The organism is Qipengyuania flava (assembly GCF_019448255.1).
GTDB classification, from domain to species: Bacteria; Pseudomonadota; Alphaproteobacteria; order Sphingomonadales; family Sphingomonadaceae; genus Qipengyuania; species Qipengyuania flava_A.
Window position 1 is genome coordinate 1,823,637 of record NZ_CP080410.1, and the last position, 15,637, is coordinate 1,839,273.

The 15,637-nt window shown below is 64.8% G+C and carries 17 protein-coding genes; 4 read left to right on the forward strand and 13 right to left on the reverse strand.

What is annotated here, in order from left to right; all coding sequences use genetic code 11:
- Window positions 1–22: 22 nt before the first annotated feature.
- The 4 genes from KUV82_RS08990 to KUV82_RS09005 are packed head-to-tail and all read right to left on the reverse strand — an operon-like array spanning window position 23 to window position 4,378.
- Complete coding sequence (locus tag KUV82_RS08990; RefSeq protein ID WP_219953960.1) at window positions 23–1,000, reverse strand: metal-dependent hydrolase; 978 nt, start codon at window positions 998–1,000, stop codon at window positions 23–25.
- 19 nt (window positions 1,001–1,019) lie between these two features.
- Window positions 1,020–2,054: a 2-oxoacid:ferredoxin oxidoreductase subunit beta gene (locus KUV82_RS08995; protein WP_219953961.1), complete on the reverse strand. Its 1,035-nt coding sequence runs from the start codon at window positions 2,052–2,054 to the stop codon at window positions 1,020–1,022.
- Window positions 2,051–2,443 (reverse strand): hypothetical protein, encoded by a 393-nt coding sequence (locus tag KUV82_RS09000; RefSeq protein WP_219953962.1) that lies wholly within the window; start codon window positions 2,441–2,443, stop codon window positions 2,051–2,053. Before KUV82_RS09000 ends, KUV82_RS08995 begins: the two co-directional genes overlap by 4 nt.
- A 6-nt stretch (window positions 2,444–2,449) precedes the next feature.
- Window positions 2,450–4,378, reverse strand: coding sequence for a 2-oxoacid:acceptor oxidoreductase subunit alpha (locus tag KUV82_RS09005; RefSeq protein WP_219953963.1), 1,929 nt, complete (start codon window positions 4,376–4,378; stop codon window positions 2,450–2,452).
- A 176-nt stretch (window positions 4,379–4,554) separates the two neighbouring features.
- Here KUV82_RS09005 and KUV82_RS09010 point away from each other — a divergent pair, with 176 nt between their 5' ends.
- Together KUV82_RS09010 and KUV82_RS09015 are read left to right on the forward strand one after the other, a co-directional pair.
- Entirely contained in the window at window positions 4,555–5,505 is a 951-nt protein-coding gene (locus tag KUV82_RS09010; protein ID WP_219953964.1) for an alpha/beta hydrolase, read from the forward strand.
- 35 nt (window positions 5,506–5,540) lie between these two features.
- Complete coding sequence (locus KUV82_RS09015) at window positions 5,541–5,978, forward strand: RNA pyrophosphohydrolase (protein ID WP_219956273.1); 438 nt, start codon at window positions 5,541–5,543, stop codon at window positions 5,976–5,978.
- Here the strand turns inward: KUV82_RS09015 and KUV82_RS09020 are convergent.
- The 6 genes from KUV82_RS09020 to KUV82_RS09045 all read right to left on the reverse strand — a co-directional run bounded on the left by KUV82_RS09020 (window position 5,975) and on the right by KUV82_RS09045 (window position 10,804).
- Window positions 5,975–6,409, reverse strand: coding sequence for a hypothetical protein (locus KUV82_RS09020; RefSeq protein WP_219953965.1), 435 nt, complete (start codon window positions 6,407–6,409; stop codon window positions 5,975–5,977). The genes KUV82_RS09015 and KUV82_RS09020 overlap by 4 nt on opposite strands.
- A gap of 4 nt (window positions 6,410–6,413) precedes the next feature.
- The gene (locus KUV82_RS09025) at window positions 6,414–6,920 is read right to left on the reverse strand and encodes a tetratricopeptide repeat protein (protein WP_219953966.1); all 507 of its coding nucleotides are present in this window, start codon (window positions 6,918–6,920) and stop codon (window positions 6,414–6,416) included.
- Window positions 6,921–6,988: 68 nt separating this feature from the next.
- A complete protein-coding gene (locus tag KUV82_RS09030) occupies window positions 6,989–8,161 on the reverse strand; it encodes an RsmB/NOP family class I SAM-dependent RNA methyltransferase (RefSeq protein WP_219953967.1) in 1,173 nt (390 codons plus the stop codon).
- Between the two features lie 3 nt (window positions 8,162–8,164).
- On the reverse strand, window positions 8,165–9,628 hold the full coding sequence (gene guaB / locus KUV82_RS09035) for an IMP dehydrogenase (protein ID WP_219953968.1): 1,464 nt from the start codon (window positions 9,626–9,628) through the stop codon (window positions 8,165–8,167).
- A gap of 57 nt (window positions 9,629–9,685) precedes the next feature.
- On the reverse strand, window positions 9,686–10,027 hold the full coding sequence (locus tag KUV82_RS09040; RefSeq protein WP_219953969.1) for a hypothetical protein: 342 nt from the start codon (window positions 10,025–10,027) through the stop codon (window positions 9,686–9,688).
- An 18-nt stretch (window positions 10,028–10,045) separates the two neighbouring features.
- Window positions 10,046–10,804 (reverse strand): 3-hydroxybutyrate dehydrogenase, encoded by a 759-nt coding sequence (locus KUV82_RS09045; protein ID WP_219953970.1) that lies wholly within the window; start codon window positions 10,802–10,804, stop codon window positions 10,046–10,048.
- 89 nt (window positions 10,805–10,893) lie between these two features.
- On the opposite strand from KUV82_RS09045, the gene ypfJ reads away from it, so the two are divergent.
- Window positions 10,894–11,748, forward strand: coding sequence for a KPN_02809 family neutral zinc metallopeptidase (ypfJ, locus tag KUV82_RS09050; protein WP_219953971.1), 855 nt, complete (start codon window positions 10,894–10,896; stop codon window positions 11,746–11,748).
- A gap of 102 nt (window positions 11,749–11,850) precedes the next feature.
- On the opposite strand, the gene KUV82_RS09055 is transcribed toward ypfJ, so the two are convergent.
- Both KUV82_RS09055 and KUV82_RS09060 read right to left on the reverse strand, forming a co-directional pair.
- Window positions 11,851–13,587 (reverse strand): M56 family metallopeptidase, encoded by a 1,737-nt coding sequence (locus tag KUV82_RS09055; protein ID WP_219953972.1) that lies wholly within the window; start codon window positions 13,585–13,587, stop codon window positions 11,851–11,853.
- Window positions 13,584–13,973: a BlaI/MecI/CopY family transcriptional regulator gene (locus KUV82_RS09060; RefSeq protein WP_219953973.1), complete on the reverse strand. Its 390-nt coding sequence runs from the start codon at window positions 13,971–13,973 to the stop codon at window positions 13,584–13,586. The genes KUV82_RS09055 and KUV82_RS09060 overlap by 4 nt, the downstream gene beginning before the upstream one ends.
- A gap of 137 nt (window positions 13,974–14,110) precedes the next feature.
- Here KUV82_RS09060 and KUV82_RS09065 point away from each other — a divergent pair, with 137 nt between their 5' ends.
- Complete coding sequence (locus tag KUV82_RS09065; RefSeq protein ID WP_219953974.1) at window positions 14,111–14,767, forward strand: peptidylprolyl isomerase; 657 nt, start codon at window positions 14,111–14,113, stop codon at window positions 14,765–14,767.
- On the opposite strand, the gene KUV82_RS09070 is transcribed toward KUV82_RS09065, so the two are convergent.
- Complete coding sequence (locus KUV82_RS09070) at window positions 14,764–15,627, reverse strand: glycoside hydrolase (protein ID WP_258319700.1); 864 nt, start codon at window positions 15,625–15,627, stop codon at window positions 14,764–14,766. The genes KUV82_RS09065 and KUV82_RS09070 overlap by 4 nt on opposite strands.
- Window positions 15,628–15,637 lie beyond the last annotated feature (10 nt).

Here is a 15,637-nt window from a genome sequence, read left to right on the forward strand (position 1 = left end):
CCCCTTTGCGAGGCAAACGGGTCTAGCGCGCGGGAAGTTCCTCGCATTTCACCTCGGGCAGCGCGACGGTGAACCGGTCGCGCGCACGCGGATCGTAGAAGCGAGCGTCTCGTAGAAGGACGGAGCCATCAGGTGCGCGTTCCGCGAATGGTGCGCGGGACCAAAAGAGGAAGGCTTTTACCTGACTGTCGGCGCTGTCGAAAGATTGTCCCCACGAGCTTAGAGGGCATGGTTCGGCAGGCCATTGAGAATTCTCCAACACGCCTTGTCCGGCGCGCCAGAGATGGAAATTGTAGATGACCGAAGGGCCAGTAGTAAGCTCCGTTCTAATGACCTCGCGATCCCAAAACGCCAGTGGCAACGGGCTTGCGATCGCAGGTGCACCATGGTCACCGTCGTGGAAGGCCGTCGAGACATCATTTGCAGCCTTCCAACTAATCGCTCCATTCACCCCGATATACGCCAGCGCCACCGCTATCGCCACTCGCGCCGGCCGCATCCAATCCCCGCCCCGCTTCTCCCGTCGCAGCGAGAACCAGGTCGCAACGCCCATCAGCAGCCACAGCCAGATATCGATGATGAACAGCGTATCGCCGTAGAACCACTGGCTGGAAAAGGGTTCGAGGAAGCGGATGCCGTAGACGTTGAGCCAGTCGAGCGCCGGGTGTGTCAGGCAGCCGAGAAAGCTGAGCGCGAAGAGCCATTTGAAGCTCACCGGAAGCCGGTCCTCGGGCCGTTTCCCGCGCTTCGCCTGCCAGCGGTCGAACCCGTAGAGCAATCCCGCAAGGATCAGCGGCAGCAGCACCAGCGCGGGCGGCCCGTGCGTGATGCCCCGCCGGAAGCCGAGATGTTCGGTGCCCTCCAGCCAGAAGAAGCACGCCGCATCGACATCGGGCAGGTTCGCCCCGATGATCAGCGCGGGCATGGCCAGCCCGGTCTTCTTCTTGAGCCCCGCCTGTCCGATCAGCGCGCCGACGAGGCTGTGCGTGAGGTTATCCATGCGACCGGGCTAACTCGGACTAGGCCGGATGGCCGGCCGTGTCGTCCACCGTCCAGGTCTGGCCCTTGCCGAGCAGCTTGGCGAGGTTCGCTTCCTTGCCCTCGCTCGCCTTCGCCTTTTCGGCCAGCGCGGCGGCTTCGAAGGTCGGGCGCGGATCGTCATAGAGAACCCCCAAAGCCATCGGGAACGGGCCAAAGGGCATTTCGATCAGCATATGCGCGACCGAACGGTTGGTGACATCGTGGACGATCACGCCCGCGCTCTCCCAATCACCATCGACCACATCGACCACTTCGAGGCACAGCTTCTCGCGATTGAGCGCGATGCCCTTGCTGTCGTTCGCGAACAGCATCGGCTTGCCGTTTTCGAGCCAGAGCTGCTGGTCCTCCGCACCCTTGGGAGCGGCGAAGTCGTTGAAGACGTCCTTATTGTAGACGATGCAGTTCTGGAAAATCTCGATGAAGGCGGCGCCCTGGTGGGCGTGCGCGGCCTTGAGCACATCGGGCAGGTGCTTCGACACATCGAACCCGCGCCCGATGAAGCGCGCGCCGGCTCCCAGTGCGAAAGCGGCGGGGCGTGCCGGATGGTCGTAGCTGCCGATCGGGGTCGAGGGCGACTTGGTCCCCTCGCGACTGGTTGGCGAGGCCTGGCCCTTGGTGAGGCCGTAGATCTCATTGTTGAACAGCATGATCTGCATGTTCACGTTCCTGCGAAGAACATGCATCAAATGATTGCCGCCAATCGACAATCCGTCGCCGTCACCGGTCACCAGCCAGATATCGAGATCGGGATTGGCCAGCTTTGCGCCCGTCGCGAAGGCGGGCGCGCGGCCGTGGATCGTGTGGAAGCCGTAGCTCTCGACGTAATAGGGAAAACGGCTCGAACAGCCGATGCCCGAAATGAACACCGTGTTCTTCGGGTCCGCGCCCAGCTGCGGCAGCGTGCGCTGCACGGCCTTGAGGATCGCATAATCCCCGCAACCCGGGCACCAGCGGACCTCCTGGTCGGTTTCCCAGTCCTTGAGGGTGGTTTCGATCTTTACCGGAGCGTTCATCTCGTGACGTTCCCTTTTTTGGCAGCCATGAAATACATGATCTGACGGAGCATGAGGGGCAGAATCAGGCCTACAATGCCTAACTCAAAATGACGGAGCCCGTCGCTCGCACGGGCGAGCATCGCAAACGCGATAACCAGAACCATGGCAAATCCCACCAGGCTGCCAAGAAGCCCCAACGCGTCGAACGATCCGGAACCCAGCATCCGGGAAAACAGCGCGCGATTATGCTCCAAGAGAGCAAAGATCGCTCGAGTACGGGCAACCAGTAGGCCGATTACGAGTGCGAGACCGAAGGTCACGAACGGATTACCAACCCACTGTCCGATGGTGGATGCGGCCAGAATACCTCCGACCAGCATCACAAAAAGAAGGAAGGTGTTTCCCACCACCGGTTACGCCTCCGTGCTCGGAAGCTGCTGGTCGTTAGCCGGGACCTGACCGCCTTCGTTGCCTTCGATGCCATCGAAAAACTTGCCGATCGCCGCTTCGAGCTCGGCGATCTGGAAGGGCTGGCCGCTGGTCTTGGTGAGCGGCTCGGCGTCGACGAGGAACTGGTCGCGCAGCACGGTCTTGAATTGGCCGGTGTTCATTTCCGGAACCAGCACGTGGTCGAAGCTCTTGAGCAGCTCACCGAGGTTGGCGGGTAGCGGCCAGATGTGGCGCACGTGGATGTGGCTTACGTCGAGGCCGGCGCGTCGGCAGTTGTCGACCGCGCGGTGGATCGGGCCGAAGGTCGAACCCCAGCCGACAACCGCAAGCTTGCCCGAGGTCTCGCCGAGGCAAACCTCCTGATCGGGCACCGCGATGCCTTCGACCTTGCCCTTGCGCAGGTCGGTCATGCGCTGGTGGTTGTCGGGCGAATAGTCGATATTGCCGGTCAGCTCGTGCTTTTCGATCCCGCCGATGCGGTGCATCAGGCCGGGCGTGCCGGGCTTCACCCAGGGACGCGCACCCTTCTCGTCGCGCTTGTAGGGCAGGAAGTTGTCGCCATCGTTGGGCTGGTCGAGGAACTTCGCCGGGAACGGGGTGAAGGTCGAAGGATCGGGCACCTTCCACGGTTCGGCCGCGTTGGCGATGTAACCGTCGGTCAGCAGCATGACGGGCGTCATGTACTCGACCGCGATGCGGCAGGCCTCGATCGCGACTTCGAAGGCATCGCCCGGGCTGCTGGCGGCAACCACCGGCATGGGCGCATCGCCGTTGCGGCCATAGACCGCCTGATAGAGGTCGCTCTGCTCGGTCTTGGTCGGAAGACCCGTGGAAGGGCCGCCACGCTGCGAGTTCACGATCACCAGCGGCAGCTCGGTCATGATGCCAAGGCCGATGGCTTCGGTCTTCAGCGCGATGCCAGGGCCGGAGGAGGAGGTAACGCCGAGGCTGCCCGCATAGCTCGCGCCGATGGCGGCGCAGATCGCGGCAATCTCGTCTTCCGCTTGGAAGGTGGTGACGTCGAATTCCTTCAATCGCGCCAGGTGGTGCAGGATCGCGGAAGCCGGCGTGATCGGATAGCCGCCGAAGAACATCGGCAGCTCGGCCAGCTGCGCGCCCGCGACGAGGCCGAGGCTGACCGCTTCCGCGCCGGTGACGGTGCGGTAGAGGCCGGGATCGCTAGGCACCGGATCGACATGGACCTGCTTGAGCGGCCCGGCGAGTTCCGCCGTCTCGCCATAGGCATGGCCCGCGTCGAGCGCGGCGATGTTGGCGTCGGCGATTTCGGGCTTCGACTTGAACTTGCCCTTCAGCCAATCGTGGATCGGTTCGCGCGGACGGTCGAACATCCACAGCGCGAGGCCCAGCGTCCACATGTTCTTCGAACGCAGCGCGTCCTTGTTGCCAAGGCCGAAGGGCTTGACCGCCTCGATCGTCTTTTCGCTGATGTCGAAGGCCAGCACGTCGAACTTGGCGAGGCTGTCGTCTTCGAGCGGATTGGTGTCGTATTTCGCCTTGTCGAGGTTGCGCTTCGTGAAGGCACCCGTGTCGGCGATGATCAACCCGCCGGGCTTCAACGCGGCAAGGTTCACCTTGAGCGCCGCCGGGTTCATCGCGACCAGCACGTCGGGCGCGTCGCCCGCGGTGTTGATCTCGCGACTACCGAAATTGATCTGGAAGGCCGATACACCGAACAGCGTGCCCTGCGGCGCGCGGATTTCCGCGGGGAAATCGGGGAAGGTCGCCAGGTCGTTTCCGGCAAGCGCGGTCGACAGCGTGAACTGCCCGCCGGTCAGCTGCATGCCATCGCCGGAGTCGCCGGCGAAGCGCACCACGACGCTTTCGGGAGTTGCGGGGAGGCCGTCCTGCGGCAGGCTGGCGGCTGTTGCCATCCGGGATCTTCCTTGTCTGCGCCGCGCGTTGCAGCGCCGTTTCTCTCAGGGAGGCGCCACCTAGGACGCGCCCCATCCTCTCGCAATGAAGTTTCTCTGCTAGGACAAAAAACCAGCGTGGAAAAGCGCTGCGAACACGCTAGGTATCGAAAAGCAACGAATTGGGAGAGAATTCGATGGCCGATACCGAACATTATGTGCGCGACGATGTGCGCGGTTTCCTCCAGATGCTCGAAGCCATGGGCGGCAAGGGCGTGGAAGAAGTGGGCGCCGTGGAAGGCCGCGAGCAGATGCGCGCCATGGGTGCCGTCGCCGAAGCCGAGCCGCGCACCATGGGCGTGCAGAAGGACCTCACGTGCCCCGGCCCTGCAGGTCCGATCCCCATTCGCTTCTACGACGTGAAGGCGACACGCGGCCCCAGCCCTTGCGTGATCTTCATCCACGGCGGCGGCTTCGTGATCGGTGACCTCGAGGTCTACAACGCGCTGTGCACCGAGATTTCACACCATCTCGACCTGCCGGTGGTCTCGGTCGATTATCGCCTTGCGCCCGAACACCCCTTCCCTGCCGCACCCGACGATTGCGAAGCGGCGGCGCGCTGGGTCGCCTCCTCCCCGGCCGAGCTCGACCGGGAGATCACCGGCCTTGTCATCACCGGCGACAGCGCGGGCGGGAACCTGACCATCGTCACCACGAACCAGCTGATGAACGAACCCGCCGACGCGCCGGTCATCGTGCAGGCCCCGATCTATCCGGTGGCGAGCGACACCTCGCAGCACCAGAGCCTCGCCATGTTTGCCGAAGGCTTCCTGCTGACCGGCGCCGCGATGGCGTGGTTCACCGACCAGTATGGCGGCGACGCCAGCGATCCGCGCCACACGCCCATGGTGGGCGACTGCTCGAACACCCCGCCAACCGTGGTGTGCACCGCCGGGCTCGACCCCTTGCGCGATTCCGGCCGGGAATACGCCGCGCATCTGGTGCAGCTCGGCACGGAAGTGGTCTATCTCGAGTTTCCCGGCATCATTCATGGCTTTACGACGCTCAGAAAAGCGATACCGAGCGGCCAGAGGGACCTTGAGGCCTTCCTCGATGCTACGAAACTGATGGTGGAGCGATACAGGTGAGCGACGAGCTCGGTTACCGTCCCTGCGTGGGCGTGATGCTGGTGAACGAAGACGGAAAGGTCTTTGTCGGCCGGCGGATAGACAACAAGGAAGGCGACTGGTGGCAAATGCCGCAGGGCGGCGTCGACGAGGGCGAGGACCTCGAGGCGGCGGCCCTGCGCGAACTGGCCGAGGAAACCGGCGCCAGGGCCGACCATGTGACGCTGATCGACCGGACTCGCGAGCCCATCCGCTACGATCTGCCCGAAGAGCTGATCGGCAAGCTGTGGGGCGGCAAATATCGCGGGCAGGAGCAGATCTGGTTCCTCGCCCGCTTTTCAGGCGCGGACAGCGATATCGACCTCGAAGCCCACGATCCGGCCGAATTCTGCGACTGGAAATGGGTCGAGGCCGAGCAGCTTCCCGAGCTGATCGTACCCTTCAAGAAGCGCGTCTACCGCGCGGTGGTCGAGGCGTTTCGCGAGCTGGTCTAGGCGCCTGCTTCTTGCTGCGAGCTGGCGAAATACCAAGCGGCCAGATTCCCCAGCGCGAAATACGCAACGATTGCTAGGTAACTCGCTGCCGATAAGCCGGGACCTTCACTGTCCGTGAAGTCGAAGAGCTTTGCAGCGGGCTGTGCGGCAAGCACTCCGCAAGCTAGCCAAATCCACTTCGACTGCGCGCGCTCAAAAGCTAGGGACAGGATCGCGGCCGGCAGAACGCTAAAAATCAAAAGCATAGATCCGATAAGAACCGAGGATAGCGCCCAGGCGAGAATTAGCTCCGCTATGGTACCGGGAATATCCGCAAATTCGACAGGAAGCTCCCACGAGCCTGTTCCGAGCAGACCTACTCGCGAGATCAGAAGCAGCGAAAAGAAGAAGCTCCAGCCAATCGCACCCAGCGCCGCGCGAGTGTAGCTCATCCGATCAATTCGACTGGGTCACGCTCGTGTCGGGCATCGTCGCTTCGGCGGTCTGGATGCGCACGGGCGGACCGGCTGCAATGCGCGCCGAGAGGACCTGCGTTTCCGGGCAGCTCGCCCCGCACAGCGATTCCAGCTTGGCGAGATTGCCCTTGGCCTTCTCGACAGCGCCCTTCTCCACCAGCGCTTCGCCTTCGCCGGCAATTGCGGCGAGGTTGCGCGGGTCGCGGTTGAGCGCTTCGCGGTAATAGGTGATCGCCTTGCCCTGCAGCTGGTCGGCACGGGCCGCTTCGGCCAGGCGCAGGAAGATCGGCGTATGCGCCGGGTCCACTGCAAGCGCGGCTTCGAAGGCGTCAATCGCGCCCTGCGTATCGCCTGCCGCAAGCGCCGACTGGCCTTCTGCGATCAACACGGCAGCGCGCGGCGAAGGAGCTTTCTGGCCTGCCCATCCCACGCTCGACGTCACGACGAGAGCCAGCGAAAGGGCTGCAGCGGCGGGTGCGAAACGCATAATCGTCTCCGTTAACGTGGACGAGGAAGAATGTGGCGTGTCAGCCATAATCGCAATGGCTATCATGCTTAAGATGCACAGGCGATGAAAAATCCGTCCGTGCCGTCGTGATACGGCGACAAGCGCATACCTTTCCCACGTTCGCGGCCAAGCGGGAGAGCGAGCGGCTGCGCGGTGAACTGCGGATGCCGCGCGAGGAAGGCATCGAATTGTCCGGCCCCTTCCTCGTCCAGCAGCGAGCAGGTGACGTAGGCGATCCGCCCGCCCGGTTTGACCAGGTTTGTCGCCAGATCGAGCAGGTGCGCCTGGATCGCGGTGAGCCGGCCGAGCTCCTTGTCGTCGAGCCGCCAGCGCGCCTCGGGATTGCGGCGCCAGGTGCCGGTGCCCGAACAAGGCGCATCGATCAGCACCGCATCGGCCTGCCCCGCGTAGGCAGCCAGGGCTTCCAGTTCGGCCTTGGGATTGAGCAGGATGCTCTCGATATTCGTCGCCCCCGCACGCTCCGCGCGCGGCGCAAGGCGCGACAGGCGGCCGCGGTCGGTGTCCGAGGCAATCAGCGTGCCGAGATTGTCCATCGTGGCCGCGAGCGCGAGTGTCTTGCCGCCGCCGCCTGCGCAAAGGTCGATCACGGTCTCACCCGGCTTCGCCTCCACCGCGAGGCAGGCAAGCTGCGAGCCGGTGTCCTGCACCTCGATTAGCCCCTCGCGATACGCTGGCCACTGGTCGACCGGCGTGCCGGGAAGGACGCGCAGGCCATTGGGCGCGGCTGTCGCGGCGGTCTCTACCGGCAACTCCAACGTCGCGCGTTCCGCCTTGAGCGTGTTGACCCTTAGATCGAGCGGCGCACGGTCCAGCAGTGCCAGAGCCTCCTCGCCCTCCACGCCCGAATCGCGCAGGCGTTCGGCCAGCCAGACCGGGGCGACGCCGCCCTCGGCCGGAACCTCGCCCTCAGTGATGGGGGGCGGGCCGTAATTCGATCCATCGAACAGCGGCGCGATGCTTTCGTCGGTCTCGGCCAGCCGCAGCATGGCCGCGCGGCCATTTGCAGGCACAGGGCCGCAGGCGCGAATGGCGGCGTAAACCAGCTCGCGGATTGCGCGGCGATCCTTGGACCCGGCAAATCGGTTGGAGCGGAACCAGTCGGCAAGGATGCGGTCGGCCGGCGCGCCCTTTCCGCGCGCGCCTGCGATGATCGCATCGAGCAACTTGATCGAAGTCTGGACCCGTGCGGCGGGCGTCATGGCTTAGCGCGTCGGATAGTTCGGCGCTTCGCGCGTGATCGACACATCGTGGACGTGGCTTTCGGTGAGGCCCGCATTGGTAATGCGCACGAAGCTCGCGTTCTTGCGCAGGTCCTCGATCGTCGCGCTGCCGGTGTAGCCCATCGCCGCCTTGATGCCGCCGACGAGCTGGTGGATCACGGCGCTGGCCGGGCCCTTGTAGGGCACCTGGCCTTCAATGCCTTCGGGCACCAGCTTCTGCTGGCTGACGTCCGCCTGGAAATAGCGGTCGGCACTGCCGCGGGCCATCGCGCCCACGCTGCCCATGCCGCGATAGCTCTTGTAGCTGCGGCCCTGGTAGATGAAGGTTTCGCCCGGCGCTTCCTCGGTGCCGGCCAGCATCGAGCCGACCATGATTGAGGAGGCACCCGCCGCCAGCGCCTTGGCCGCATCGCCGCTCGTGCGAAGGCCGCCGTCGGCTATTGCGGGCACGCCCAGCTTCTCGGCTTCCTCGACGCAGTCCATGATTGCGGTCAGCTGCGGCACGCCGACCCCTGCGACCACGCGCGTGGTGCAGATCGAACCCGGGCCGATGCCGACCTTGACCGCATCCGCGCCCGCGCCTGCAAGCACCTTGGCCGCTTCACCCGTAGCGATGTTTCCGGCGATGACCTGCACGCTGTTCGACAGTTTCTTCACCCGCTCTACCGAACGCGCGACGTCCTTGTTGTGGCCATGCGCGGTGTCGATCACGACCACGTCGACGCCCGCATCGATCAGCGCTTCGGTGCGCTCGAAACCCTTGTCGCCCACGGTGGTGGCAGCGGCGACGCGCAGGCGGCCCTGCTCGTCCTTGGTCGCTTCAGGATAGGCGACGGCCTTCTCGATGTCCTTGACCGTGATGAGACCGACGCAGCGGCCGCTCTCATCGACGACCAGCAGCTTTTCGATGCGGCGCTGGTGTAGCAGGCGACGCGCCTCTTCCTGGCCGGTGCCGAGCGGCACGGTGGCAAGGTTCTCGGTCGTCATCAGCTCGCTGACGGGCTGGCGCGGATTTTCCGCAAAGCGCACGTCGCGGTTGGTCAATATACCGCACAGCTTGCCGTTGCGATCGGTCACGGGGATGCCGCTGATGCGGTTCTTCGCCATGATCTCCTGCGCCTCGCCCAGCATCGCGTCCGGGTGGATGGTGATGGGGTTCACCACCATGCCGCTTTCATAGCGCTTCACGGCACGAACGGCGGCGGCCTGTTCGTCGACCTCGAGATTGCGGTGCAGCACGCCGATGCCGCCCAGCTGGGCCATGGCGATGGCCATGTCGGCCTCGGTCACCGTGTCCATCGCGCTTGAGATGACGGGAATGTTGAGCCCGATCTCGCGCGTCAGCTGCGTGGCGGTCTTGGCCATCGACGGAAGGATGTCGCTCTCCGCCGGAACGAGGAGAACGTCGTCAAAGGTAAGACCGAGGGGAATGTCGAGATGTGCCACGTGGAGAATCGCCTGCCGGGAGGAATGTGGCGGCCCATGTAACGACGGTTTCAGAATCTAGCTAGTGGCAGAGCGGTGCTTGGGCGGATTTACGCGATTTCGGCGGTGCCAATACACCCGGACGAAGACCAATGCCGCGCCGGCAGGGAACAGGCACCGCACAACAGCCGGGCGAAAGGCCTCGTCCGAGGCGATGAACGAGGCGGTGGGCACCGCCACGCCGAAAAACCAGTAGAGGGTTTCAGGAGCCGACCACACCATGGCGGCCCCTCCCAAACCGAAAGGGGCCATAAAGACCCAAATGGGCTTCCACGAAAGTCCCGGTTCGCGATAAGCAAGCACCAGCGCAGCAAGGCTGATTGCCAGCGAAAGAGCACAGGCCGCGAGGAACATCGCCACGGGGATGGCCTTAACTCCCTATTCCGCCGTCCAGCCGCCGTCGACGCTCCAGTTCGCGCCGTTCACGTTCTGCGCCTCGTCGCGGCAGAGGAAGGCGGCGAGCGCGCCTACTTCTTCGGGCTGGACGAATTTCTTGGTCGCCTGTTTCACCAGCAGCACATCGTTGATGACCTGTTCGCGGGTCATGCCGCGGGCCTTCATCGTGTCGGGGATCTGGCCCTCTATCAGCGGGGTCCAGACATAGCCGGGGCTGATGCAATTGGCGGTCACGCCGTGTTCGGCCAGTTCGAGCGCGATGGTCTTGGTGAAGCCCGCGATGCCGTGCTTCGATGCGTTGTAGGCGCTCTTGAAGGGGCTCGCGACGAGGGAGTGCGCGCTGGCGGTGTTGATGATGCGGCCCCAGCCCTTGGCCTTCATGCCCGGGACGGCAAGCCGCGTGGTGTGGAAGGCGGCCGTGAGGTTGAGCGCAAGGATCAGGTTCCACTTGTCGACCGGGAAATCCTCCACCGGCGAGACATGCTGGACGCCCGCGTTGTTGACGAGGATGTCGATCTCGCCTGCCTCGGCCATCATCGCCTCTACTGCGGCGACATCGGTCAGGTCTGCGCCGAAATGCGCGGCTCCGCCCAGTTCCTCGCGCAGCGTCTCGATTTCGCCTTCATCGCCGAAGCCGTTGAGGATGACCTGCGCCCCCTCCCCATGCAGCGCCCGGGCGATGGCAAGGCCGATGCCGCTGGTCGATCCGGTGACGAGTGCGCGCTTACCTTCGAGAAACATTTGGGCCTCCGGGCGTTGTAATGACAATCGAGACAGGCCATCGCGCACATGGGATGCGCTGTAAAGCGGCCAGCACACAGGGGATGCGCATGAAACTGAATCCGTTCAACACCGGCAATATCAACGTGCGCTCGAGCGGAGGCGGGATGCCGGGCGGAAAGGCCGGCGGCCTGGGTTGCGGCACGATCGTCATCGCGGCGATCGGCTATTTCGTCTTCGGCCTTGATCCGATGCAGACCGCCGGGATGGTGGAAAGCGTGCAGCAGGGCCAGGTGGCCTCGGGGCCCGCCAACACCAACGAACAGGAAATCTGCACCAGCAGCGAATACGCGCGCGAGGCGTGCAACGGCCTCCAGTCACTGAACCAGACCTGGGCGCGCGCTTTCGAGGAACAGGGTTTTGGCGACCAGTTCCAGCAGCCCACGCTCGACCTTTATGGCGGGGGCGGCGTGCGCACCGCCTGCGGCAACGGCAGCTCGTCCATGGGCCCGTTCTACTGTCCGGGCGACCAGACGATCTATATCGACACCAGCTTTTACGACACGCTGGAGAAGCGGCTCGGAGCGGGCGGCGATTTCGCGCGCTACTATGTCCTCGCGCACGAGTACGGCCACCACATCCAGACGATCACCGGCATATCCGGCCAGATCCGCAGCGCCCAGCAGCAAAACCCCTCGCGGGCCAACCAGCTGAGCGTGCTGATGGAGCTGCAGGCGGATTGCTACGCCGGCGTATGGGCAGGCAAGAACCGCAACCTCATCGAGCCGGGCGATATCGAGGAAGGCATGAACGCCGCCGCCGCCATCGGCGACGATCGCCTGACGGGCGGGCGGGTCTCTTCGGAGAACTTCACCCACGGCACCAGCAAGCAGCGCAGCGATGCCTTGCGCCTGGGTCTCCAGGGCGACGACCGCGCCTGCGACCGGATTACCGCGCTACGCTAAGAAGAGGGTTCAAGGACTAAGCACCAACTGAAAGGGCGCGGTCCCACCGACCGCGCCCTTCGGGTTTGCGCTGCAGGGGCTCAGCGCTACGGGAGCCGGGGGTTACGCCGCGCTCCGCAGTTCCTTTTTCAGCTTCTTGATCTCGCGATCGAGGTCGCGGAGGATTTCTTCGCGGAAATTGGCCGGCATCTCTTCGTCCGCAGCCATCTCTGCCCGCGCCGAGATCAGCGCCTTGAGCGCGATGCGATCACCGGCGCTTTCGCAGACGAACATGGTGATCTTGCCCGATTCCTTCTCGACCACCTGAACCGGCGTTTCCGGATAGCGGCAATCGTTGATCACTTCGGGCACATGGCTGACCGCCGTGGAGACCGAATGGGCGATGGCTTCACCCATTTCCTCGCCCCAGCCAGCCGATGCGAGGGCCATGGCTTCCTTGCGCTTGGCCTTGTCCTTCGAGTGCTCAACCCGGCTTTCCGCCCACTGCAGGCGGCCGTCGGCCCACTGCTGGCGACCGCGCGCGTATTCCACGCGTCCGGCGGCCCACTGCTGGCGGCCCTGGGCGTAGCTGGTGCGGGCGCGTTCCCACTGGCGTTCGCGTTCCGCTTCCCAGGCGCGTTTGCGGCGTTCCTCGGCGCGTTCGCGGCGCTCTTCGGCTTGCTCGCGCCGTTTGTCCGCCAGTTCGCGGCGCTCCAGCGCGACTTCGATGAGGCCATCCTCGTCAAGGAAGACAAGCTCCGGCGCGACGGGCTTGGCAAGTTCGCCGGGAGCCGGGATCGGGGCCACGACTTCGGTCATCTCCGGCGCCACGACCGGGAGCGCACTGGCCTGGGCCGGAGCAGCCCCGACGTAGCAGATGCTCGCGGTCATCGGCAGGGCGAGCACGGCAGCGGCCACGGCTCCGCGCGCGGCAAAGCGGCGGCGGCGGGAATCATCGCTCATGGGGAGGCTCCTCAGACGGTGGATGATCGACTTGTCGCCGAGGACGGGACACGCCATCGGAGCGGCCAGCGCAGGCCGCGGGGCGATTTGCGGGCGGCGGGCGAAATCGGCAATGATCGCGGCGTAGGCGGCGCGCTCGTCGCGGCTGCGGCTGGCGACCACGCGGGCATCGCAGGCCGCTTCCTGGTCGCGGCGCATGGCGGTCCAGCCCATCCAGCCCAGCGGGTTGAACCAGTGCACTGCAAACAGCGGCTGGATCAGCACGTTGACGAGGATGTCGTGGCCGCGGTGGTGCGCAAGCTCATGCGCAATGGCGAGGTCGCGGACCTGGCGTTCGCGGCTGATCATGAAACCATCGGGCAGCGCGATGACCTTGTCGAAGACACCGAAGGCCATGGGGCCTGAAATAGCGGTGGTTTCGATCAGGCGGATGTTGTCCACCTCGCCCACCGGCTTGGCGTCTTCGAGCAGTTCCTTGCGGAGCTGGCCGTAAAGCCAGAAACGGCGGCCCATGAAGATCGCCGCGCCCAGCAGCCACAGGATGACGAGCGGCGTCACAAGGTCGATCGGCGATTCGAAGGTCGTCGGAGCGACCGGGGCAACGATGTCGGCATAGGAAAAGGCGGTTTCGCTCGCCTCCAGGGGCATCGGCTCAGCCAGCACGGGCTCGGCCACCGGCTCGGATGCGAACAGGCTGAACTGCATCCACGCCGGCAAGGTCACCGGCGGGAACAGCAGGCGCGCCAGCGGCAGGAACCACAGGGCATAGGCCGCGCCCGCGCCAAGGTATTTGGAGACCGGGCGACGCAGCAGCAGCGCGATGCCGATCAGGACGCCGGTCCACAGCAGCGTGTCGAGCAGGAACCAGTCCCAATATTCGCGGATAAGCTCGGTCATTTGCGCATCTCCCTCAAGAGCGCTTCGATCTCGGAGAGATCATCGTCGGTCAGCGCCTCGCTTTCCGCAAGCTGCGCGAAAAGCGGTGCAGCGCGGCCACCGAAGAGGCGGTCGACCAGGCGGCGGCTTTCGCCCCCGACATAGTCCGCGCGTTCGATCAGCGGGCGGTACAGGAACTTGCGACCCTGGGGCTCGGTAGCGACCACGTCCTTCTGGACGAGGCGGCTGAGCAGGGTTTTTACCGTGGGGATCGACCAGTCGCGTTGGGCGCAGACCGCGTCGCACACTTCGGCGGCGGAAATGGGGTTCTTGTCCCACAGCACTTCCATCACCGCGTGCTCGGCTTCGCTGATCCGTTCGCCACGTGCCTGGTTGCGCTTGGCCATTCCCTACTCCTGAAGTGCAATGCGTAAATTTACGATTACGTCTGTAGCCATTTCGACTACGGCTGTAAATCTGAAGCGTGGATGAACGCCGATGAAAGGCGCTTGCTTCTCGACCAACGACATATCACTCTGGATCAATGACACGTTTCGCTGCGCTTCTCGCCCCTCTCGCCCTGATTGCCTCGCCCGCCCTGTCGCAAGAGTCGCCGCCGGCGCCGGAACCTGAGTATCAAACCCAGCTGGTCGTTATCGAGACCACGATGGGCGACATCACGGTCGAGCTGGAGACCGAGCGCGCGCCGATCACCGCGGCGAATTTCCTGCGCTATGTCGACGAGGATCGCTTCGACGGCACAAAGTTCTACCGCGCGATGCATCTCGACTGGGGCGAACCGCCCAACGGGCTGCTGCAGGGCGGCACGCAGATGCATCCCGACCGCGTGCTCGACCCGATCGCGCATGAGCCGACCACCGAGACCGGGCTCAGCCACACCAACGGCGCGCTGTCGATGGCGCGTTACGATCCCGGCACGGCGACGGGCGACTTTTCGATCATGATCAAGGACCAGAAGGGCCTCGACGCGAACCCCGCCTCGCCCGATCCCAGCCTCAAGGTCGGCTTCGCGGTTTTCGGTTATGTCGTGGACGGGATGGATGTGGTCCACGCAATCCACGCCCTGCCGCCCGATCCCGACAAGGGCGAAGGCTGGATGAAGGGCCAGCTGCTGGCCGATCCGGTCGAGATCGTGGACATGCGGCGGTTGGACGCCCTGCCCGCAGCCGAAGCTGACTAACAGACCTCGGCGGTGTTTTCCGGCGGCGGCCCGGGCGGGACGCGCGCGGGGTGCATGTGGAACGGGTCTGATTTGAGTTCGTGCCGCTCGCCATAGGCTTCGGACAGCACGGAATAGAGCTGCGGATCGTAGTCCAACAGGTCGGTGTGGTTCAGGATCTGCCGCCCGTCGAAGGCCTGCAGGCGGTTCGAATTGAACCAGAACTGCGTCCCTTCGGCCCAATATTCGTGCACCGTCGTGGTCGTGTATTCCTCGAACCAGAGCCTGTTCGCCAGCGCGTTCGCATAGGCCGCCTCGACCCGCGCGTAGAGCGCCGGATCGGTCCCCTCGATCGCGAAGAGGACATTGTGCGCGAACTCGTGGACAAAGATGGTCTCGCCCCAATAGCGGCTGACGGGGAGGCCCAGCACATCCTCTTCCGATCCGACCAGGCGCGGGCCGCCGATGCCGCGGGCGCGCTCGTCCCAATATTGCCGCGCGGTCTTCGATCCGATGCGCGCCTCGTAATGCTTGCGCTCGCAGCGAGTCAGGCGCGGATCGTCCTTGGCCGGTTTGGTCCAGCCGCGGTTCTCCGGCAGGTCGAGCAGCGCCTCGTCGCGCGCGATGATGGCAACGCGGTAGTCGTTTTCGACCAGCCACACGGCAAGCTCGGGCCGGTGGGCCAGCATCCCGCGCACCATGTCGCGCGCGGCGAACAGCGCTTCGTCGGGCACACGCTCGGAGGAGAGGATCGCTATCCCCTCGGCCGCGACATGCTTCGTGTAGAACGGATCGGCGGATAGCCGTACGGGCGGCGCGCCTGCCGTGGTGGCGCAAGCGGCCAGCAGCGCGGCCCCGGCAAGACTGGCAAGCACGCGCACCGGGCGGAGC